Raw genomic sequence first — 21,227 nt, 5'->3', positions numbered from 1 at the left:
GTAGCTCCTAACAGGGAATCACCGCTTTTTTGCGGGTGTAATAGAACCAGGTTAGTCCCAGACACAGGACATAGAACAACAGGAAGCCGTACAGTGCCGGCTCGGCGCCGCCGGTGAGCTCCAGGGCCGTGCCAAAAGCCTTGGGAATAAAGAAGGCACCGTAGGCGGCGATGGCGGAGGTGAAACCGACCACGGCGGCGGCTTCGCGGTCGCTTTCCAGTTGTTGTTCCCGGGCATCCCGGTCCGGCATCAGCCGGGCCACTTCGTGGCGGAAGATGGCGGGCACCATTTGGAAGGTGCTGGAATTGCCCACCCCGGAGACCAGAAACAGCCAGAGGAAACAGACGAAGAAGCCGACGAAGGCGCCGGGTTGATCGCGCTGATCTAGGAACCAGAGCAGGCCGATCACGCCGGCGATCATGCCCGCGAACACCCAGAAGGTGACGCGGCCACCGCCGAGCCGGTCCGACACACCACCGGAGAAGGCGCGGCTCAGCGCACCGAGCAGCGGACCGAGGAACGCCAGCTTGAGAGCGTCCACCTCGGGAAACAAATGGGAACTGAGCAACGGGAAGGCGGCGGCGAAGCCGATGAAGCTGCCGAACGTGCCGGTGTACAGCACGCACATCAGCCAGTTGTGTTTACGCCGGAAAATCACCGCCTGATCCTGGAACGAGGATTTGGCGCTGGCGATGTCGTTCATGCCGAACCAGGCCGCCACGGTGGCGGCAACGATGAAGGGCACCCAGACGAAGCCGGCGTTCTGCAGCCATAGGCGTTCGCCGTCGGCGGTCATCTGCGGATCACCGACCGCAAAGGCGAACACTCCGGTGGTGATCACCAGCGGCACCAGGAACTGCATCAGGCTCACGCCCAGGTTGCCGAGGCCGGCGTTGAGTCCCATGGCGGCGCCCTTTTCCTTTTTCGGAAAGAAAAAGGAAATGTTCGCCATGCTGGAAGCGAAGTTGCCGCCGCCGAAACCGCACAGCAAAGCCAGTACCAGCATCACCAGATAAGGGGTGTCCGGGTTGCGTACCGCGAAGCCGATCCACAGCGCCGGCAGTAACAGTGACGCGGTGGAAAAAGCGGTCCAGCGGCGGCCGCCGAAGATCGGCACCATGAAACTGTAGAACACCCGCAGAGTGGCGCCGGAGAGACCCGGTAATGCCGCCAGCCAGAACAGCTGGTTGGCGCTGTAGTCGAAGCCCACTTGCGGCAGCCGCGCCACCACCACCGACCATACCATCCAGACGGAAAAGGCCAGCACCAGATTGGGAATGGAAATCCACAGGTTGCGGCGGGCGACGGCGCGGCCCTGGTGTTCCCAGAAATCGGTGTCCTCCGGCCGCCAGTCCTGCAGTACCAGTTTGCTTGGGGTGGACAGTTCCGGCAGGTCGCCGGTTTCGCGCTGTTCCGTCCATTCCACCCGGTTGGCCTTGATAATGGCGTAATGCATCCACGCCAGCGCTCCTGCCACCAGCACGAACAGCAGCATGAAACAGCTCTGCCAGATGCCCACCACATCATTGAGCATGCCGAAGGTCAGTGGCAGGAAGAAGCCGCCGAGGCCGCCGACCATACCCACCACGCCGCCCACGGCACCCACGTGTTCGGGATAGTAGGTGGGAATGTGTTTGAATACCGCCGCCTTGCCCAGGGACATAAAAAACCCCAGCACCATGATCAGCAGCACGAAGGGCGGCAGGCCCATATTCAGAGAGAAACGCAGCTCGCCGTCGATGCCCTGGATACGGTATTCGGTGGGGGGGTAACTGAGCAGGAAGGTGCAGATCAGGCAAGCGATGAAGGTCCAGTACATCACCCGGCGCGCACCGTACCGGTCGGACAGCCAGCCACCGAGAATGCGGAACAGGGAGCCGGGCAGGGTGAACAAAAGGGTGATCATGCCGGCGGTGGTGAGACTCACCCCGTAGACCCTCATCAGGTAGTGGGGCAGCCATAGGGCCAGGGCGACGAAGGCGCCGAAGACGAAGAAATAGTAGAGCGAGAAACGCCATACCCGGAGGTCCGCCATGGGCGCCAGACGCTGGCTCAAGGTAAGGGACGGCGTCGGGTGTCGCGGATCCCGCGCGAACACCAGGAAGCCAAGACCCATCAACGCCAGCACCAGTGCGTACACCTGGGTGGTGCCCTGCCAGCCCAGGGCGACCAGCAGTAAAGGCGCGGCGAAGTTGGTCAGCGACGAGCCCATGTTGCCGGCGCCGAAAACGCCCAGGGCGGTGCCCTGACGGTCACCACCAAACCAGCGGGAAACGTAGGCGGTGCCCACGGCGAAGGCGCCGCCGGCCAGACCCAGGCCCAGTGCCGCCAACAACAGCATGGGGTAACTGCGGGCCAGGGTCAGAAGGTAGACGCAGCCCGCGCTCACCAGCAGCAGGATGCCCATTACCGGACGCCCGCCGAAGCGGTCGGTAAGAATGCCGAGAACCGGGCGACTGATCGAGCCGGTGAGCACCGGTGTCGCGATCAGCAAGGCCAGTTCGGTATCCGACAGATTCAGTTCTTTACTGAGAGGGATGCCGATGATGGACAACAGCGTCCATACGGCGAAGCACAGAGTGAACGCCAGGGTGGAAAGGAACAACGCCTGCCCCGAGCCGGGGTGTGAGACCGGTTCCGTTGATGCCACGGTGCCTCCTTGAGGTATGGGCCGTCCGTGTGTGGCAATCTGTCAGAAATAGCTATCAGACGTATTGATCAGGGTCAACGTCTCTCCGATGAATGGCAGGGAGTATGGGTATTCCTGTCATGACAGTCTGGAGACTGCTCAATGCGTTTTCCCTTCACGCCGTCCGGGCCGCCGTCGCCGCTGGCGGTATTTCGCCATATCGATGCTCATGCTCCGTTGCCGCTGAAGCGTCCCTTCCTGGAACCGCTGATGAACCGTCTGTTGGCGGAGCCATTGGCGGCGGGGGAATTCGAACCGTTGCAGGGCCGTCACCTGACCCTTGATCTGGCCGACGGCGCGCCGCGTTTTACCGTGACGCTGCAGGCCAACCGTCTGCGGTTAAGCGAACGCCCCGGCGAGGCGTGCATTCGTGGTGGTTGGCGTGAGTTTTTGCAGCTCCTTGGCAGAGAGCAGGACCCGGACACTTTGTTTTTCCAGCGCCGTCTGCTGGTGGAAGGGGATACCGAATTGGGGTTGTGGGTGAAGAATCTGCTCGATGGCCTGGATCAGAGCCGCTGGCCGGGACCGGTGCGGGAGGGGCTGCGGTTACTGGCGTACGCAACACGCTGATCGCTGCCAAGGCTGATTCCTACGAAAGGATTACAAAGCCACTGTAGGAGCTTGCCCTGCAAGCGAATTCTTTTATGCCAACAACCCATTCGCTTGCAGGGCAAGCTCCTACAGTGCTCTTGTGGCGACCTTTGAATTCACATCCCCATTATCAACGCACGCTGAGTGTCTCGAATAACGGCCGTAGCCGTTTCGCCAGATCGGGCAAAGGATTGGCTATCGGTGACGGCTGTTGATAGGACGGTGACAGGCATTGTTGTGGTCGCGCCCATTGCAGAGCGTAGTGGCGCACTCCTTTAGCGGCCAGCCAGCGTGCCAGCCGTTCCACGGTGGCCTCATCGAAATCCCGCCAGTGCACGGTGGTGCGGCACTCCAATGCCAGATCGGCGGCCAGCAACTGATCCAGACTGTCGCACAACTGTCGCCACTGCCGGCCGCGCCCGGTGATACGATCGATTTGGGCCGCGCCCCCTTTCACGTCCAGGCCCACCCAATCCAAATTCGGTATCAGTGTGCTCAGACGTCGGGGGTAACTGCCGGCGGTGTGCAGACCGATGCCGAACCCTCGCTCACGGGCTCGCTGTATCGCCAGTAACAGGTGCGGATGCCGGGTGGGTTCGCCACCACTGAACACCACCGCCTCCAACAGACCTCGTCGTGTTTCAAGAAAGGATTCGACCTCGCGCCACTCCCGCACCTGGCCTCGCCGGGGCGGGATCATGTGCGGGTTATGGCAATAGCCGCAGCGCAGCGGGCAACCTTGAAGGAAGACCACGCACGCCAACCGGCCCGGATAGTCCAGTGTGGTCAGCGGCGTCAGCCCCGCCACCGGCAGGGCCGGACCGGAACCGACATCAGTCATCCAGCCGAGCCTGTTGCTCACAAAAATGACGGCGCTGGCGATGTTCGGATTTTTTACCCGGATTGAACTGGCTGACCGGCCGGTGATACCCCATCACCCGGGTCCAGACTTCGCAGCGCTGGCGTTGCTCTTCGGGCAGAGTGTCACGGGGATTCAGGGAAGCAGTGGAGAGAGAAGCGTTCATGGTGTGTCTCCTTTTTGGGATTGAATAAAAATCAATGTGAAAGTGTCAGGCCACGTGGGTGTCATTCACCGTTGTTTGTTGGGCCAGCAGCGCGTCGTCGCAGCGCGGGCAGAATTCGTGTTCTCCAGCCAGGTAGCCGTGCACCGGGCAAATGGAAAAGGTCGGCGTCACCGTTATATAAGGCAGTCGGAACCGGGACAGGGCGGTGCGTACCAACTGGCGGCAGGCGCGGGAGCTGGAAAGCCGTTCTCGCATGTACAGATGCAGCACGGTGCCGCCGGTATAGCGGGTTTGCAGCGGGTCTTGATGGATCAGTGCTGCAAACGGATCCTCGGTATGGCCCACCGGCAACTGGCTGGAGTTGGTGTAATAGGGGGCCTCGGGGGTGCCGGCCTGGAGAATGTCGGGGTAACGGCGGGCGTCTTCCTTGGCGAAGCGGTAGGTGGTGCCTTCCGCCGGGGTGGCCTCCAGGTTGTACAGATGGCCGGTCTCTTCCTGGAAACCACGCATGCGTTCGCGCACGTGCTCCAGCAGGCGTAAGGCCAGGTCACGACCCTGCTCGGTGGCGATGTCCAGGCGATCGTGGGTGAAATTACGCACCATCTCGTTGAGACCGTTCACGCCCAGTGTGGAGAAATGATTGCGCAAAGTGCCCAGATAGCGCCGGGTGTACGGATAAAGACCCGCGTCCATCCAGCGTTGGATACGGTCGCGTTTGATTTCCAGACTGTCGCGGCCCAGTTCCAGCAGACGGTCCAACTCCCGGTAGAGACCGCTTTCGTCGCCGGCGAAGCGGTGCCCCAGGCGCGCGCAATTGATGGTCACCACGCCCACGGAGCCGGTCTGCTCGGCACTGCCGAACAGGCCGTTACCACGTTTGAGCAGCTCGCGGACATCCAACTGCAAGCGGCAACACATGGAACGCACCATATGCGGCTGCAGATCGGAATTGAGGAAGTTCTGGAAGTAGGGCAGGCCATACTTGGCGGTCAGCGCGAACAGCCGCTCCGTGTTGGGCGCGTCCCAATCGAAATCCTCGGTGATGTTGTAAGTGGGAATCGGGAAAGTGAAAACCCGGCCACGTTGGTCGCCGGCTTCCATCACTTCCAGATAGGCGCGGTTGATCAGATCCATCTCCGCCTGCAGCTCGCCGTAGGTGAACGGCTGCTCCTCGCCGGCGATCACCGGTACCTGTTCACGCAGATCCTCCGGGCAGGTCCAATCAAAGGTCAGGTTTGTGAAGGGCGTTTGGCTGCCCCAACGGGACGGCACATTGAGGTTGTAGATGAATTCCTGGATGGCTTGCCGTATCGCCGGGTAGTCCAGGTTGTCACGGCGTACATAGGGTGCCAGATAGGTGTCGAAGGAACTGAAGGCCTGGGCGCCAGCCCATTCGTTTTGCAGTGTGCCAAGGAAATTGACCATCTGGCCAAGCGCGCTGGAGAGATGTTTGGGCGGGCCGCTTTCGGCGCGGTCGGTGACGCCGTTGAACCCTTCCATCAACAGGCTGCGCAGGGACCAGCCGGCACAGTAGCCGCTCAGCATATCCAGATCATGCAGGTGCAGATCGCCTTCCCGATGGGCGCTGCCGACCTCAGGCGGGTAAACCTGATCGAGCCAGTAATTGGCGATCAGCTTGCCGGAGATGTTGAGAATCAGCCCGCCCAGGGAATAGCCCTGATTGGCGTTGGCGTGGACGCGCCAGTCGGCGCGACTGAGGTACTCCTCGACGGTGGTGCTCACCGTCACCGTGCTGTCCGGGCGGGGTGTGGTCATGGCGATTTCCATATTTAGTGAGTTTTGTTTGTGTTGGCACAATATATGGTGGTCAGCGTAAAGGTGAGGCCGAGAGAAAGGGCTGATCTGGGTCAAAGAAAGTGAGGGTGAGAGAGGCTCCAGCGGCCCGGACCTCGGGCACATGAAATCGGAGGTCGCTACAAGGCCGCTGTAGGAGCCAGCCTTGCTGGCGAAGAGGGCACAAAAAATTCGCCAGCAAGGCTGGCTCCTACAGCGGCTTCGTGGTTCGGCCTGTGGGAAACGGCCGCGATTCGCGTGCTAGTGACGGTCCATTCCGGGGGCGCCGTGCCAGTAGCCGTCGCAGCGCGCTTCGTCCACCAGGGCAAGCGGGTCCCGGTGGTCCGGCTGGCCCCGGCGCACTTGATCAAAAGCCGCCACCACGTCCGCCATGGGCTCGTTGGCTACCACCAGGCGCGCGCTGCTTATCCCCATTTCAGCCATCACCGGCAGTTCCCTGCGCAGGTCCTGGGGCCAGGCGGAGAGGGTCTGGACGCCATTGAGAGTGAACAGTCTTCGACCGTCCTGACTGAACAGGGGCAACCCCTGAGGGTCGTCCCGGCAGACAAACTGGCAGCGGTCCTTGGCATGGCCCCGCCGCCGGGCGGTGAAGCAACGGGCCGACCAGGCCAGCGCCAGATGTCCGTAGGCATGGACCTCGCACGGCAGAGCCAGACCCTGTTCCCGCAGTGCTGTCAGCAGAGCGGTGAGCGCCTGCCGGGACAGCTCCAATGGCGCGTGCCAGCGCTGCATACCGGAACCGGCCAGCAAACGGATGGCTTCCACGTTGTAGAGGTTGAGAGGCGCGCCGCCGATAAAGGGAAGCCTTGCTTCATTCAGCAACTGCACGGCGCTCATGTCATTGGCTTCCACCGGCAGTTCGCCGTTATCGCACAGTCGGCGCAGCGCGCGCAGATCGGCACCAGCCTCGATCAGGGTCTGCGAGGCCAGCACCACGGTCTTGCCCTGCGCGCGCAGTTCCCGGGCCAGCCCGAGCCAGTGATCCAGTTTCATGTCCCGCCGCCGCCCGCACACGGTCTCACCCAGATAGATCCGCTCCACCGGCCAGTCCGCCGCGTGCTCATAGAAGGTCTCGTAGTCCCGTTGGTGCCAATAAAACGGCACCGGTCCCAGGGCCAGTTCCAGCATGCCGATGCCTCCTATTTCCAGCGGCGCTCATAGGCGCCCAGAGTGGTGGTGGTGCCTTCGGACAGGTTGCCCAGAGCGCGTTGCCAGGCTGGATCCGGCTGGAACGTGGACGGCGTCCGGGAGAGACGGTCCAACGCCTGGCGCCATACCCGGGTGACTTCACGCACGTAGGCGGGACTGCGTTGCCGGCCTTCGATCTTCACCGCGGCGATGCCGAGGGCTTGCAGTTCTGGCAGCAGCTCCAGCGTGTTCAGGCTGGTGGGTTCCTCGATGGCGTGATAGAGCTCGTCATCGACCCGGAAGCGGCCCTTGCACAGGGTTGGATAACCGGCTTGTTCGCCAGGACCATAACGGTCGATGAGCACGCCGTTGAGACGGGAGCTGAGTCCGCCGTCCTGTTCTTCCCAGCGCACGTGTGCAGCCGGCGAGCAGGCGCCGTGGGTATTGGGGGATTCACCGGTGAGATAAGAGGAAAGATAGCAGCGCCCCTCCACCATGATGCACAGGCTGCCGAAGCCGAACACTTCCAGGGCCACCGGCGAAGCCGCGGCCAGTTGTTTTACCTGATCCAGTGACAGCACCCGGGGCAGCACCGCGCGGCGAATGTCGAAATGGCGATGATAGAAGTGCAAGGCCTCGGCGCTGGTGGCGGAGCCCTGCACGGACAAATGTCGGGGCAGGTCCGGGTGGCGGCGGCTGGCATACTCGAGCAAGCCCAGGTCCGCCAGAATCAAGGCGTCCACACCGAGATCCGCGGCCTGATCCACGGCCCGGGTCCAGAGCGGCCAGCCGTCGTTTTGCGGATAAGTGTTGATGGCGCAGAATACCCGGCAACCTTGCCGGTGGGCGTAGTCGATACCTTCCCGGGCCCGTTCCGGGGTGAAGTTGAGGCCGGCGAAGCGACGCGCGTTGGTGATGTCCTTGAAACCCATGTAAACCGCGTTGGCGCCTTCGTCCACCGCGGTTTTCAGTGCCGGCAGATTGCCGGCGGGGCAGACCAGTTCCGGGGAACCGTTCATGTCTCCTCCCTTGCCAGATGCTTTGGGCGGTCAGGGTAAAGCCGCCGGGCCGCACCGGGCTGACCTGGGTCAAAGGGAGGGCCGGACGTCAGACGTCAAGAACCAATTGATTCTCCATACGCTCAGCGTGACGTCGATCATGGGTGACCATGATCAGAACTCGGTCGTTCAAGGTGGAATGCAGCGTGTCGAACAGCGCGTCGGCGGTGGCCGGTTCCAGACCGGTGAAGGGCTCGTCCAGCAGGATCACCGGACTGTCCCGCAGCAGCACCCGGGCCAGTGATAAACGCCGTCCCTGCCCGCCGGAGAGGTGCATGCCGTTGGTGCCGATCCAATGATCGAGACCGCCGCGTTGTCGCACCAGATCCGCCAGCCGGGCCTGTTCCAACACTTGCCAGAGGCGCTCGTCGTTGGCGTCCGGTCTGGCCAGACGCAAATTATCCCTCAGGGTGCCGGTAAACAGCTGCTGTTGCTGTAACAGCAGGGCGAAACATTGGCGCCAGGCGTCGCTGTCCGCCCGTTCCTGGCTGACACCGCCGAATCGGATCTCGCCAGCACTGATCCGTTGCAGGCCCATCAGGCAATGCAACAGAGTGGATTTACCACTGCCGCTTGGACCGACGATGGCCAGCGGGACGCCGGCTCGCGCTTGCAGATCAAGACCGCTGAACAATGCTGGCTGACCCGGCCAGGCGAAACTCAGTCCGCGGACCCGCAAATGGCCGTCGGCCCGGGGAATCTCGCTGCCACAGGCGGCCGGCGGCGGGATCGGCGTGCCGGTCAGGGTGTCCAGGCGCGTCACGGTGGCGCGGGTATCCGGCCAGCCCTGCCAGGCCTGGGCCAGGGGCAGGGTCACCTCGGCGGCGGCCAATACCAGCAGCATCAGGGCTAGCGCCATCGGCGCGTCGATCATCTCCTGCCGCACCGGTGTGATCAGTATCAGCAGCATCGCCACCGCCAGCCATTGCATCAGACTCTGGATCAGGGTCTGGGTGATGGCGTGCCGCAAGGCCAGTCGATGTTCGAGTCCGGCCAGATCGGCCAGGCGGCGGCGCCACTGTTCGAGCAATGAGGGCCGCAGACCATAGGCGAGCACATCGGGCAGTCCGTGGAGAGTCTGTACCAGATCCCCGCGCAGTTGCTCGCGTTGCCGGGCCCGCTGTTCCAGTGGTTCGGTGGAAACTTTCGACAAGCGCCGCAGCAGCAGGAACATCACGATAAATCCGGCCAGCATGGCCAGGGCCGCCACCGGTCCGGCGATCCAGAATCCGGCGAGCAGCAAAACGACGGCGGTGGCGGTGGCCACCAGGGCGGGCTGACCCTGTCCGAGCCAGGCGTTCTCCAGACGCTCCACATCGCCCAGCAGACGCTCCAGCAAATGGCCGCTGCTCAGTGACGACAAGGGCCCGGGTATGCGCGGCAGAATCGCTGCGAACAATTGCGTGCGCAGGCGCTGCATCACATGGAAGGTGGCGTCATGGCTTACCAGCCGCTCGAAATAGCGGGACACGGTGCGGCCCACCGCCAGGGCGCGAATGCCGGCGCTGGGAACCAGCAGGTTGAACGCCACCGCCGGGCCGCCGGCGGCCAATCCGGCCAGCGCCGCGGCGCTGATGAACCAGCCGGACAACCCCAGTAGCGCCATGGCGGCAAGAGCGGTAATCAGTGCCAGTAACCCGGCATTGCGGAGTCGCGGGCCTTCCCCTTTGAATTGATGACGAAGCCAGGTGATGCGATCAGCCATGGGCCTGCCCTTCCATGGACACGGGTGAGGGGCCCAGCCACAGGCTCTGGTCGGCCAGGGTGGCGAGCGCCGGGGAATGGGTGGCGATCACCAAGGTGCGTTGTCCCTTGCGGGCGCGCAGCGCCGCGATGATGCTTTGCTCCAGTGTTTCATCCAGCTCCGCGGTGGGTTCGTCGAGCAGTAGCAGTGGTGCCGGACTCAGCAGTGCCCGGGCCAGCGCCAATCGGCGGCCTTGCCCGCCGGAAAGACCGCCGCCGTTCTCGTCCAGCGCGGTGTCCAGTCCGGCGGGCAAGTGGTCCAGGCCGCACTCGGCCAGTACTCGATGTAAAGCCGTGTCATCGGCATCCGGGGCGACCAGCCGCAAATTGTCCGCCACCGTGCCGTGGATGAACCACGGATGCTGCCCGGCCCAGGCCAGATTGCCGGTCGCCTGCGCCAGCAGTGGCGCCGGCCGGCCGTCATGGCGTATCTCGCCGGTGTCCGGTGCCAGCAGACCGGCGATCAGTTTTAACAGGGTGCTCTTGCCGGTGCCACTGTCGCCTCTGAGTACCAGGCACGCTCCGGCTGTTACGGTCAGAGAGCAGTCGTGCAGCAGAGTTTCCTCGCTGCCAGGGTAACGGAACGACACCTGGTCGAGGGTCAGCGTGGTGGCGGTGGTGGAGACGTCAGCGGAAACGGTGGTGGCGCCGCTATCCTGAAGCAGTGGCGCCAGGACCTCGGCGGCGGCGCGGGCAGCGGCGCGGTCATGATAGCCGGCCGCCAACTGACGCAACGGCTGATAGAACTCCGGTGCCAGCAGCAATAGCCAAAGTCCGGTGGCGAAATCGAGCCGGGGACCGGGACCGATGGCGATCAAATTGAGCAGGTGCAAACCCACATACAAGGCCACCAGGGCCACCGATAGCGCCGCGAAAAGCTCCAGCACGGCGGACGTAAGAAAAGCGATTCGCAGTACTTTCATGGTGCGTTTGCGATATTCGCCGTTGACCGTATCCACTGCCCGTTGCTCCGCCGCTTCACGGGCGAAGGCTCGCAGCGTCAGCACGCCACGCAGACGATCGAGAAAATAGCCGCCGAGAAAGCGCAAACTTTCCAGCTGTCGATCCGCCGCCCGCTGCGCGCCACTGCCCACCAGCATCATGAAGACCGGGATCAAAGGCGCGGTACACAGGAAGATCACACCAACGATCCAGTCCATGCTGAACGCGGCCAATAAGAACAACACCGTGGCCACGCTGGCCACTCGCCGTTGCACCGCGAAACCGGCGTGATAGCGACCCACCGCGCCGGCTTGTTCCAGCAAAGCGGTGCTGGCTTCCCCCGCGGTCAAGGTACCGCCGGCACCGCGCAACAATGCCTCCGCCACGGCGCCGCGTACTGCCTGGCTGATATCGGCGGCGGCGCCGGCACTGAATCGGGCGCGGGCGGCTCCGGCCAGGGCCCGCAACGCCAGCGTCAGCAATAGCAGGGAGGCGGGCAGCCATAAAGAGGGCTCGCTGTTGAGCAGACCAGCGGCGAGCCAGGCCAGCAGTCCCGCCTGAATGATCGCCAGCGGCGTATCCGCCAGCGCGCTCAGGTATAGCCAGCGCACCATGTTCTTGGCGTGTTGCCGTTGTGCATCCAGCCAGAGGCCCGGGCTGGCCGGGGGTTCCGCGGACGCCGCGGGAGAATCTTGATGTAAATCAATAGGCATGCCGGTTTTCAACTCTTCTCTGGACCGCCGACGTGAACAGGGGCAGGGCCGGTGCTATGCTGAACCCGGCTTCACCAGCGCGAACAACGATGGGGATCAATGGTAGACCCGATTGCTCAGGCTTTCACCCGCAGTCTGTAATCGCATGGATGAAAGTCAACTGGCAAATTTTTTATGGCCACCGTACATGGTGGCCACGCTGCGGGTCGTCGCGGGGCAACGTTAAAAATTACGCCCGGCAATTTTTAATCCTGAATCGTTTCTTTGTCGACACGGAAACGCTGCTTCCATCGTATACGCGCACCGGTAAACAGAGGGCCACGGAGGGTCTTCAGCAGGATATTTCTGCAGGCAAGGAATGGCTGGCCGTCAATATCTCCATGGGATGGAGCGGATCGGTTGAGTCCGATCCGGTTGGCGAACCGCCAATGTGTATTCAGGGGAGAAACGCAGATGATCGACGCTACTCTGGTTGAGTTGTCGCGGGCGCAGTTTGCCCTGACAGCAATGTACCATTTCCTTTTCGTACCTCTGACTCTGGGACTGTCCTTCATGATAGCCATCATGGAGAGCGTCTATGTCATGACCGGACGCACCATCTGGCGTGACATGACCAAGTTCTGGGGGTTGCTGTTCGGCATCAACTTCGCCATGGGCGTGGCCACCGGTATCGTCATGGAGTTCCAGTTCGGTACCAACTGGGCTTACTACAGCCACTATGTCGGTGACGTGTTCGGCGCGCCTTTGGCGATCGAAGGCCTGATGGCGTTTTTCCTCGAAGCCACGCTGGTCGGTCTGTTCTTTTTCGGCTGGGACAAACTGGGCAAGGTCCAGCATCTGGCGGTGACCTGGCTGGTGGCCCTGGGGTCGAATCTGTCGGCGTTGTGGATTCTGATCGCCAATGGCTGGATGCAGAATCCGGTGGGCTCCTTTTTCAATCCCGACACCATGCGCATGGAAGTCACCGATTTCGCCGCGGTGATTTTCAATCCGGTGGCGCAGGCCAAGTTCGTTCATACGGTGGCCGCCGGTTACGTTACCGGCGCTGTGTTCGTATTGGCGATCAGTGCCTACTATTTGCTGCGTGGCCGTTATAAGGCGCTGGCCAAACGCTCCTTCACGGTGGCGGCTTCGTTCGGACTGGCGGCGGCGCTGTCGGTGGTGGTGCTCGGTGACGAGTCCGGTTATGCCATCACCGAGAATCAGAAGATGAAACTGGCGATGATCGAGGGGATGTGGCACACGGAAGAGGCGCCGGCGTCGTTTTCCTTGTTCGGTATTCTGGACCGCGAGGCCCAGGAAACGCACTATGAGTTGAAGATTCCCTGGGTCATGGGGTTGATCGCCACGCGCAGCTTCAGCAAGGAGATTCCCGGCATCACGGAACTGGCGGCCCTTTCGGAGATGCACATCCGTGATGGTTTGCTGGCCTACGACGCGCTGGAAACCCTGAAGGTCGATGAGGCCAACCCGGAGGCCAGGGAGACTTTTCTTCAGAACCAGGAATATCTGGGCTATGCGTTGTTGTTGAAAAAGTACGTGGAGGATCCCCGTGATGCCAGCGATCAGCAGATCGTCATGGCGGTACAGGATTCGCTGCCCAATGTGTTCGCGTTGTTCTGGTCGTTCCGTTTCATGGTGGCCATCGGTTTCTACATGATCGCGCTGTTTGGCCTGGCGTTCTATCTGGTGTCGCTGCGTCGCCGGGTGCCACGCTGGTTCCTGAGGGTGTCCTTTTACACCTTGCCGTTGCCCTGGATCGCCGCGGAGCTGGGTTGGCTGGTGGCGGAATACGGCCGGCAGCCCTGGGTCATCGAAGGGGTGTTACCTACTTTCCTTGGCGTCAGTTCCATCGGCATCAGTGACATTCTCATTTCCCTGGGCGGCTTCATGATTTTGTACACGGTGCTGGCGGTGATCGAGGTCCGCCTGATGCTCAAGTACATCCGCCAGGGGCCGGAAGAGGACAGCGGTGACGATCCCGCCAAACTGGATGCCGGCCTGTCACCGGCCTTTGCCAAGTCCAAGGACTGAGGGAGGAAACGCCATGATATTCGATTATGAAATGTTGCGTTTGATCTGGTGGGCCTTGCTCGGCGTGCTGCTGGTGGCCTTTGCCGTCACCGATGGCTTCGACATGGGCGTGGCGGCGCTATTGCCGGCGGTGGCCCGAAGCGATGGCCAGCGCCGCCAGGTGATTAATACGGTGGGGCCGGTGTGGGAAGGCAATCAGGTCTGGTTCATCCTCGGCGGCGGCGCCATTTTCGCCGCCTGGCCGGCGCTTTACGCGGTCAGCTTCTCCGGATTCTATCTGGCCATGTTCCTGATTCTGTCGGCACTGATTATCCGGCCGGTGGCGTTCAAGTTCCGTTCCAAACGTGAGGAAACAGCCTGGCGTGCCCGTTGGGACGCGGCACTGTGCTTCAGCGGCGTGGTGCCGGCGTTGATTTTCGGTGTGGCGGTGGGCAATGTACTGCAAGGCGTGCCGTTTCATTTCGACAGCAGCCTGCGGCCTTTCTATACCGGTTCTTTCTTTGCGCTGTTGAATCCGTTTGCTTTGCTATGTGGTCTGGTCTCGCTGGCGATGCTGATGCTTCACGGTGCCACCTGGCTGCAGATCAAGGCGGATGGTGAACCGGCCGAGCGCGCCCGCAAATACGGCATGATCGCCGCCGTTGTCGTGATCGTACTGTTCGCCATTGGTGGATTCTGGGTCAGCAACATGGACGGCTACCGGATCGTCACGGCAATGGATCCGCAAGGGCCGAGCAATCCATTGCGCAAGGAAGTGGTGTCGGAAGCCGGCATCTGGCTGAACAATTACCGTGCCCAGCCGGTTCTATGGCTGGTGCCCCTGGCCGGTTTCGCCGGCGCCGCGCTGGCGTTGATGGGACTGTTCTGGCGTGTGGGTGCTTTGAGTTTTCTCGGCTCCAAGCTCTCGGTGGCCGCCATCATCACCACGGTGGGGGTGTCCATGTTCCCGGTGATTCTGCCGAGCAGCACCGATCCGGGCCACAGCCTGACCGTCTGGGACAGCTCCTCCAGTCATTACACCCTGGGCGTGATGCTGTTCGCCACGGTGGTGTTCCTGCCCATCATCCTGCTGTACACCGCCTGGGTGTATAAGGTGCTGTGGGGCAAGGTGCGCGAAAGCGACGTCAACAAGGACATGTACTGAGGAAACGAATATGTGGTACTTCAGCTGGATTCTCGGCGTGGGCCTGGCCTGTACTTTCGCCATCCTCAATGCCATGTGGTTCGAACTGTCCGAAGTGGACGAACAGGCCCGTGAGGCCGAAGACGAGGGATGATTGGGGGAAAGCGGGAACGGAAAGTGCCGCCGCCGTACCCCCCAACGACCGGACGGAGCGCGAACCAGGGGACGGGGAGCGGCGACGGCAAAGTCAGGCTACCGGTTCACCGTTTCCACGGTCTTGACCTGGGTCAAGGGAATACCGGTTAGCGCGATGGGCTGTTTTTCAGACGGGCTTCCAGATAGTTTTTCAACGCCAAGGCGTTGTTGTGCTCGGTATCGCGGGCGGCGTAAAGAAGCGTCAGAGGGCGGCCGGCACAAGTCTTGAGCAGAGCCTCGACCGGTTCCGGATTGGCTTCCAGCTCTTCATGATAACGGCACTGAAATTCTTCCCAGCGTTGTGGGTCGTGGCCGAACCATTTGCGCAACGCGGTGGAAGGGGCCAACTGTCGAAACCAGTGATCGGCGGCCACGTGATCTTTCTTCATGCCCCGCGGCCAGGCGCGATCGACTAGCGCGCGATAGCCGTCGCTGTCGTCCCGGGCGTCGTAGACGCGTTTGCATTGAATGCGAGAGGGCAGTTGCATGATGGAACCCCGATGACCTCAATGAGCCGTGGCGGTGGCCGCGCCGCCCAGGCGTGCCAGCGTCTCCATCGCTTCCTCGATGATGCGGTTCAGACGTTGCTCCGCCGTTAGCATTTGATGAATCTGTCCACAGGACTGACCGGCGTACAAAGCCATGTCATCCAATTCTCCACGGGCATCCGCCAGCGGTGAATCCGTGGAGAACAGGTAAACCGGTTGCCCGTCCTGTTCTCCGATAATCTCGGAAATATCCGAATGCCGCAAATCCTCGTATTCCCCTCGGGTAACGCGGTTGCGCAACACTCGCACCGGAGCGGGTTCATGCCAGTTGCGGGAGAAGTGGTGGCAGTGAACGGTATCGTCGGCGCCGGCTTGAATCAGTCTCTGTTGATGATGAACGTGAGCGTTGGCCTCCTCGGTGGCAAGGAAGGCACTGCCCAGGCTGGCGCCTTGGGCGCCAAGAGCCAGGGCCGCCACCAGTGACCGGCCATTGGCGATGCCGCCGGAAGCTACCACGGGGACCGGGCAGGAAGGGATCAGCTCGGCCAGCAGACTCAGAGTACCGACCTGGCCGCGGACATGGCCGCCGGCCTCCCAGCCCTGGGCGATGATCACCTCGGCGCCGGCGTCGATGGCCAGCTCCGCGTCCCAGGGGCTGCCAACCTGATGAATAACGCGAACGCCTTCGCCAGTCAGGTGGCGTATCAGGGCGCTGTCCACATCCCAGAACAGCACCACGAACGGCACCTGAAGGGTCACACAGATTTGCACCTGCTGACGAAGCAGGGCGCGCTCGGTGGCCGCGGGAATCAGATTGACCGCGAACGGCTTGTCGGTGAGTTGTCGCAGCGCCTGGATTTCATTGCGGATCCGTTCCACCGGCTCGCGCACCATGCCGAGCACACCAAAGCCGCCGGCCCGGCACACCGCCGCCGCCAATCGGTGGCGAGCGACGCCACCCATGCCGGCCAGCAGGATGGGGAAGGTGCAGCCCAAGTGATCACAAAGCGGGGTGCGCAGTGCCGGTGGCGGTGTTACCACTGCCATATTTGATCGACCTGTTCGTACAGCTCCACCAGCGCGGCCCGGCCCAACAGCTCGATGCCGGCTTGCAGCGGCAGGTGGGCGAGACCACGTTCTTCCAGATCCTCGCGCACCGCATAGACGGGAACGCCGCTTTCGGTGAGGTTGGTCAGATCACGCAGCAGTTCCGCCGGCTGGCTTTGTTGCCAGCTCCCCAGCGTGAGCGGCGGCTGCCGCTGGTGCAGTACCGCGTACTGTACACCGTGACCGCTAAGCAGCACCTGCAAATCGCCGCCGGCGCCGCGCATGGACTGGGTCAGCCAGAGGATGGTGTCGTCCTGCTCTTCCACCGTGGTGCGGAACGCCTGATCGATAACCTGCAGTACTTTCATGGGGCTTACCTCGTGCCGATGGTCAGGGTGTTGAAGGCGTCGCTGGCGTAGCGCCACAGGTCCGGTGGTCCGCCCCGGCCGCAACCGTCGATGACGTCATTGACGCCGCGCTCGTCCACGCACAGGCCGCAGTTGATCCATTCGAAACCCAGCTCTTTGGCGGCGGCTTTTTCCTGCAGAGCACGGATCCATTCGCGGGTCAGCGGATGATCTTCTTCCGCAGCGTCACGGCCGTGCACCGCGTTGCCGTGGGGAGACTGTCTGGCGAAGGCCAGGGCCACGGCGCCCTCGTAAGCGAATATGCGCACCGAAGCGCCGCGTCCCAAAGCCGCGTCGAGTAAGCGAAAGAAGGTGACGGTACGCTCGCTTTCGAAGGGCGGATCCATGAAGGCGAAGGTCAGCGTTTTCGAGGTGCTCATGGAGCCTCCTAGTTCCAGATTACTTTGGCGCCGGCGAGCAGGGCGTCGACGGCATCGCCGACGTCACCCACCGCCACATCGGCTTTCAAATCCGGCGCTTCGATTTCGCGCTGTTTCAACGAAAAACCATCGGCGCTGACGGCGACGCCACTGGCGATCAGGGCGTCGAAGGCCTCGTCGCGGGCGTCCCGGCGGGCGGGCGCAACGCCGTTTTGTACTAATAGAACGCGCACCTGATGGCCGGCCTCAAGAAGTTGACGGGCCAATCGGTATTGCGCTGTGCAACGGACCTCGGTAAACGGGTCCTGGCTTTGAATAAACAGATAGTCGGACATGGGCGTCTCCAGGATCAGGAGCTGAGGGAAGTCAGTGGACGTTCTTCCAATAATCGCTTGCGCAGCAGGAAGTCGCCGAAATGTTCGCCGTCCCGGCGTTGGCCGGCATAGCGTTCGAGCATAGGCGCGAGCAACGCGAGGAAGCGTTCTTCGTCCACGTTGCCGGCGTACAGTTGCGCCAGCCGGTCACCGTGAAAGCTGCCGCCCAGATACAGGTTGTACAGTCCGGGGGCTCGGCCGGTGAGGGCAATCTCGGCCAGATAGGGCCGGGCGCAGCCGTTGGGGCAGCCGGTCAGACGCAGGGTGATGGGTTTCTCGCGCAGCCCATACTGACCTTTGAGCCGCTGAAACCGTTCCAGCAATTCGGGCAAATAGCGCTCCGCCTCGGCCATGGCCAGACCGCAGGTGGGCAATGCCACACAACTGAGGGTATGAGCCGCCTGGGCCTCCGGGGTGAGGCGCCAGTCCAGCCCCAGGTCCTCGAGGCGCCAACGTACCTGTTCGAGTTCGTGTTCCTCGATGTGGGTCAACTGCAGATTCTGGTTGGTAGTCAGCCGCAGGCGGCCGCCGTACTGTTGCAGAAAACCGCCCAGTTGCGTGCGCAGGGCATCGTCCACGCGACCGCTTTCCACATAAAGGGTGGCGTGCCAAAGACCATCGTCGCCCTGTTGCCAGCCGAGTCGGTCGCCGTTGTGTTCGAAGTGGATGCCGCGGGCCGGCTCCAGCGGGCGACCACGATGGCGTTCCAATTCTTCCAGGAACCAGGGCAGGCCGAGACGGTCGAGGGTGTACTTGAAACGGGCCCGGTGGCGATCCTGCCGATCACCGAAGTCGCGTTGGATGCCCATTACCAGTTCGGCGAAAGCGGGCGCTTCATCGGCGTCGATAAAGCCGATTTCCTCCGCCAGACGGGGATAGCTGTCCTCGCGATTGTCCAACTGGCCCATGCCGCCGCCGACACAGACGTTGAAGCCGATCAGATCGCCGTTGTCCACCACCGCGATATAGCCCAGATCCTGGCCATAGATGTCGACGTCGTTCACCGGCGGCAGCACGAACCCCACCTTGAACTTGCGCGGCAGATACAACTCGCCGTAGACCGGCTCCTCGTCGTCGCGGACCGGCGTCGGTTGCCGGTACCAGATGTCCGCATAGGCGCCGGTTTTCGGAATCAGACGATCGCTGGTGATTTGCGCCAGTTTCTGTAGCCGCTCATGAGCCTGGGACAAGTACGGATTGGCGCCGCACACCACGCCGCGACTGTCGTCGCCGCAGGCGGCGATGGTGTCCAGCCCCAATGGGAGCAGCCCCTGGATCAACGGGCGCAGATGCGGTTTGCGCACACCATGCAATTGAAGGGTGCCACGAGTGGTGATGCGCAGACCCCGTTCGGCGTAAAGACGGGAAAGACAGTCCAGGCCCAGCCATTGGTGTTTGTCCAGCACGCCGCCGGGGATGCGCAGCCGCACCATGAACTGGTAGGCCGGTTCCAGGCGGCGCTGGCGGCGATCAGCGCGGCGGTCGCGGTCGTCCTGCTGATAGATGCCGTGAAACTTCATCAGCAGAGGGTCCTCGCCCGGCACCGCGCCGGTGAGCAGGTCGTCGAGCCCCTCGGAGATGGTACCGCGAAGGTGACGGCTGCGGGCCTTCAGTTGTTCGTTCTCGTTCAGTCGTTCCAGCGGCTGACGGAGATCGGGGTGGGGATCGCTCATCACGCTCTCCTCAATACAGGTTGCGGTGCAGGCGCTTTTCCCGGCCCAGTTGTTTCCAGGCGCCGTCTCCCTGGCGCTGGTCCAGGGCGGTTTTCAGTCCGCTCTCAAGGTCGCTCAATCGACCCTTGTCGCCGCACAGGTAGAGGTGTGCGCCCCGGTCGATCCAGGTGCCCAGGCGATCGATCTGGTCGAGCAATGGGGTGATCAGGCCGGCGCCGGGCTGGTCTTGATAAAACACGGTATCCACCCGTTCCAGCACACCGTCGGCGCGGGCCTGCTGAATATCCAGTTGATAAAGAAAGTCGTCCTCGAAGCGCTGTTCGGCGAACACCAGCCAGCAGGGCGGACGTTGGGATTGTTGCGACAAGGCTTGCAGGAAGGCGCGATAGGGGGCGATGCCGGTACCCTCGGCGATCAGGATCAGCGGCGCGTCGTCGTCCGGCAGCCGAAAGCGCGCATTGCGGTGCGGATACAGACGGACCGGGTCGCCGGGCTGTAGGTCCAACAGGTATCGGGAGGCGATGCCCTGCTCATGCCGCTCCCGGAAAGGATAGTGGAAGGCCTTGACGGTAAGATGCAGCTCGTCGTCCAGCACCGCCAGACTGTTGGCCACGTCGTACAGACGCGGCTGCAGTGGCCGCAGGGCTTCCACCAGGGCTTGTGCCGGCGGGCGCGCCGGATACTGGTGGAGCAGGTCGAGCAGTTGATGGTCTCGCAGAAACGCCCGCTGCCGACGGCTCTCCGCCTGACACAGTTCGAGCAGGGCCGGAGCCTGGCTTTGCTCCGCCCAGAAAGCAAGAAAGCTGGTGCCGGCGATGGTCAGATCCCGCGTCTGACGCAGCGCTTGCACCAGGGGCTGAGCGTCATCGTTCACGGTCACCGGTTGCTCGCCGGACAGCTCGCAGGCGTCCAGCACCGCCGCCACCAGCTCAGGCGGGTTGTCGGCCAGAATGCCGACGGCATCGCCGGGGAACAGGTCCGGAATCGCCTGATCCAGAGCCAGTTCCAGATGGTGTATTGGCTGGGCGCGATCCGCGGCGCTCAGATTCTGGTTGACCAGTACCTCCACCGTTAGTGGATGGTGTTTGTCGTAGCTGGGAGGGCTGGAGGTGGGTGCCCGGGCCGGGCCCTGTGCAGTGTCCGTGGTGTTGGCTTTGGGCAGTTTTTCCAACAGGCGGGCGATCCAGTCCCGGGCTGGCTGTTCAAAATCCACGTCACAGTCCTGCCGGGCGATTAGCCGTTCACCACCGAGGGCCTCCAGACGCTGGTCGAACTCCTGGCCGGTGACACAGAAGCGTTCGTAGCTGCTGTCGCCCAGGGCCAGTACGGCGAATTTCAGGTTCGCCAGTTGCGGTGCACCGTCACCCATCAGGCCCTGATAAAAGTCCTGGATGGGTTCCGGCGGATCGCCGTCGCCATGGGTGGCGGTGATGATCACCAGATGATCCCGGCGCGCCAGCTGTCGGGGGCGCAGACGGGCCAGATCGACCACTTCCGTGGCGATGCCGGCGTCACCGCAGTGCTCGCTCAAGGTCCGCGCCAGATGCCGGCAGTTGTCGGTTTCCGTGCCGTAACCGATCAGTACCGGCTGGGTGCCTTCCGTTCCGGCAACGGCGGCCGGCGCGCTGTTGGCGGCAGCGAGATAGCCGCTCAACCACCAGCGTTGCCGCTCATCCAGGGTCTCCAGCCATTGCCGGAGCTGGCTCCATTGAGGGTCGGAAAAAGGGGGCGGTGTGGCTTGCGCCGTCATTTCCGGCTCCGTGTTTCAACATCAGGCCGACAGTATGAGTGTGTGTTTTGAA

20 protein-coding genes are annotated in these 21,227 nt (G+C 62.7%); 5 read left to right on the top strand and 15 right to left on the bottom strand.

Features of this window, described 5'->3' with window-relative positions:
- Window positions 1-7 precede the first annotated feature (7 nt).
- Window positions 8-2,650 carry a nitrate/nitrite transporter gene (locus B5T_RS15100; RefSeq protein WP_014995392.1) on the bottom strand — a complete coding sequence of 881 codons (2,643 nt, stop codon included), beginning with the start codon at window positions 2,648-2,650 and terminating at the stop codon, window positions 8-10.
- Between the two features lie 141 nt (window positions 2,651-2,791).
- Between B5T_RS15100 and ubiT the strand changes: the two genes are divergently transcribed.
- Window positions 2,792-3,259, top strand: a complete 468-nt coding sequence (gene ubiT / locus B5T_RS15095; RefSeq protein WP_014995391.1) for a ubiquinone anaerobic biosynthesis accessory factor UbiT — start codon at window positions 2,792-2,794, stop codon at window positions 3,257-3,259.
- Between the two features lie 151 nt (window positions 3,260-3,410).
- Here the strand turns inward: ubiT and B5T_RS15090 are convergent, their stop codons facing one another.
- The 7 genes from B5T_RS15090 to cydD all read right to left on the bottom strand — a co-directional run bounded on the left by B5T_RS15090 (window position 3,411) and on the right by cydD (window position 11,704).
- Window positions 3,411-4,121, bottom strand: coding sequence for an anaerobic ribonucleoside-triphosphate reductase activating protein (locus tag B5T_RS15090; protein ID WP_014995390.1), 711 nt, complete (start codon window positions 4,119-4,121; stop codon window positions 3,411-3,413).
- Complete coding sequence (nrdD, locus tag B5T_RS15085) at window positions 4,114-4,305, bottom strand: anaerobic ribonucleoside-triphosphate reductase (RefSeq protein ID WP_014995389.1); 192 nt, start codon at window positions 4,303-4,305, stop codon at window positions 4,114-4,116. Before nrdD ends, B5T_RS15090 begins: the two co-directional genes overlap by 8 nt.
- Window positions 4,306-4,350: 45 nt before the next feature.
- Window positions 4,351-6,081 (bottom strand): ribonucleoside triphosphate reductase, encoded by a 1,731-nt coding sequence (locus B5T_RS15080; RefSeq protein WP_041717055.1) that lies wholly within the window; start codon window positions 6,079-6,081, stop codon window positions 4,351-4,353.
- A 279-nt stretch (window positions 6,082-6,360) separates the two neighbouring features.
- Window positions 6,361-7,248, bottom strand: coding sequence for a U32 family peptidase (locus B5T_RS15075; RefSeq protein WP_014995387.1), 888 nt, complete (start codon window positions 7,246-7,248; stop codon window positions 6,361-6,363).
- A gap of 11 nt (window positions 7,249-7,259) precedes the next feature.
- Complete coding sequence (gene ubiU, locus B5T_RS15070; protein ID WP_014995386.1) at window positions 7,260-8,267, bottom strand: ubiquinone anaerobic biosynthesis protein UbiU; 1,008 nt, start codon at window positions 8,265-8,267, stop codon at window positions 7,260-7,262.
- A gap of 88 nt (window positions 8,268-8,355) precedes the next feature.
- Entirely contained in the window at window positions 8,356-10,011 is a 1,656-nt protein-coding gene (cydC, locus tag B5T_RS15065; RefSeq protein WP_014995385.1) for a thiol reductant ABC exporter subunit CydC, read from the bottom strand.
- Window positions 10,004-11,704, bottom strand: coding sequence for a thiol reductant ABC exporter subunit CydD (gene cydD / locus B5T_RS15060; protein WP_014995384.1), 1,701 nt, complete (start codon window positions 11,702-11,704; stop codon window positions 10,004-10,006). The genes cydC and cydD overlap by 8 nt, the downstream gene beginning before the upstream one ends.
- Before the next feature lie 56 nt (window positions 11,705-11,760).
- Between cydD and B5T_RS23240 the strand changes: the two genes are divergently transcribed.
- From B5T_RS23240 to cydX, 4 genes are read left to right on the top strand one after another with little or no spacing between them, the layout of a single operon-like run.
- Window positions 11,761-12,180 carry a hypothetical protein gene (locus B5T_RS23240; protein ID WP_148279274.1) on the top strand — a complete coding sequence of 140 codons (420 nt, stop codon included), beginning with the start codon at window positions 11,761-11,763 and terminating at the stop codon, window positions 12,178-12,180.
- Complete coding sequence (locus tag B5T_RS15055) at window positions 12,158-13,738, top strand: cytochrome ubiquinol oxidase subunit I (RefSeq protein WP_014995383.1); 1,581 nt, start codon at window positions 12,158-12,160, stop codon at window positions 13,736-13,738. Before B5T_RS23240 ends, B5T_RS15055 begins: the two co-directional genes overlap by 23 nt.
- A 13-nt stretch (window positions 13,739-13,751) precedes the next feature.
- A complete protein-coding gene (gene cydB, locus B5T_RS15050) occupies window positions 13,752-14,882 on the top strand; it encodes a cytochrome d ubiquinol oxidase subunit II (RefSeq protein ID WP_014995382.1) in 1,131 nt (376 codons plus the stop codon).
- Window positions 14,883-14,892: 10 nt separating this feature from the next.
- Window positions 14,893-15,015: a cytochrome bd-I oxidase subunit CydX gene (gene cydX, locus B5T_RS22785; protein ID WP_014995381.1), complete on the top strand. Its 123-nt coding sequence runs from the start codon at window positions 14,893-14,895 to the stop codon at window positions 15,013-15,015.
- Between the two features lie 148 nt (window positions 15,016-15,163).
- Here cydX and B5T_RS15040 read toward each other — a convergent pair whose 3' ends face one another.
- From B5T_RS15040 to B5T_RS15010, 7 genes are read right to left on the bottom strand one after another with little or no spacing between them, the layout of a single operon-like run.
- Complete coding sequence (locus B5T_RS15040) at window positions 15,164-15,544, bottom strand: DUF488 domain-containing protein (protein WP_014995380.1); 381 nt, start codon at window positions 15,542-15,544, stop codon at window positions 15,164-15,166.
- A gap of 18 nt (window positions 15,545-15,562) precedes the next feature.
- On the bottom strand, window positions 15,563-16,591 hold the full coding sequence (locus B5T_RS15035; protein ID WP_014995379.1) for an NAD(P)H-dependent flavin oxidoreductase: 1,029 nt from the start codon (window positions 16,589-16,591) through the stop codon (window positions 15,563-15,565).
- The gene (locus B5T_RS15030; RefSeq protein ID WP_014995378.1) at window positions 16,579-16,959 is read right to left on the bottom strand and encodes a DsrE family protein; all 381 of its coding nucleotides are present in this window, start codon (window positions 16,957-16,959) and stop codon (window positions 16,579-16,581) included. Before B5T_RS15030 ends, B5T_RS15035 begins: the two co-directional genes overlap by 13 nt.
- Window positions 16,960-16,964: 5 nt before the next feature.
- Window positions 16,965-17,378: a DsrE/DsrF/TusD sulfur relay family protein gene (locus B5T_RS15025; protein ID WP_014995377.1), complete on the bottom strand. Its 414-nt coding sequence runs from the start codon at window positions 17,376-17,378 to the stop codon at window positions 16,965-16,967.
- Window positions 17,379-17,386: 8 nt separating this feature from the next.
- Window positions 17,387-17,713 (bottom strand): DsrE family protein, encoded by a 327-nt coding sequence (locus B5T_RS15020; RefSeq protein ID WP_014995376.1) that lies wholly within the window; start codon window positions 17,711-17,713, stop codon window positions 17,387-17,389.
- A gap of 14 nt (window positions 17,714-17,727) precedes the next feature.
- Window positions 17,728-19,425, bottom strand: coding sequence for an NADPH-dependent assimilatory sulfite reductase hemoprotein subunit (locus tag B5T_RS15015; RefSeq protein WP_014995375.1), 1,698 nt, complete (start codon window positions 19,423-19,425; stop codon window positions 17,728-17,730).
- A gap of 10 nt (window positions 19,426-19,435) precedes the next feature.
- A complete protein-coding gene (locus B5T_RS15010; protein WP_014995374.1) occupies window positions 19,436-21,175 on the bottom strand; it encodes a diflavin oxidoreductase in 1,740 nt (579 codons plus the stop codon).
- Window positions 21,176-21,227 lie beyond the last annotated feature (52 nt).

Origin of the sequence: Alloalcanivorax dieselolei B5 (genome assembly GCF_000300005.1) — a bacterium.
GTDB lineage: Bacteria > Pseudomonadota > Gammaproteobacteria > Pseudomonadales > Alcanivoracaceae > Alloalcanivorax > Alloalcanivorax dieselolei.
Note: the sequence above shows the minus strand (reverse complement) of the source record. Positions and strands in the feature narration are given on the sequence as shown.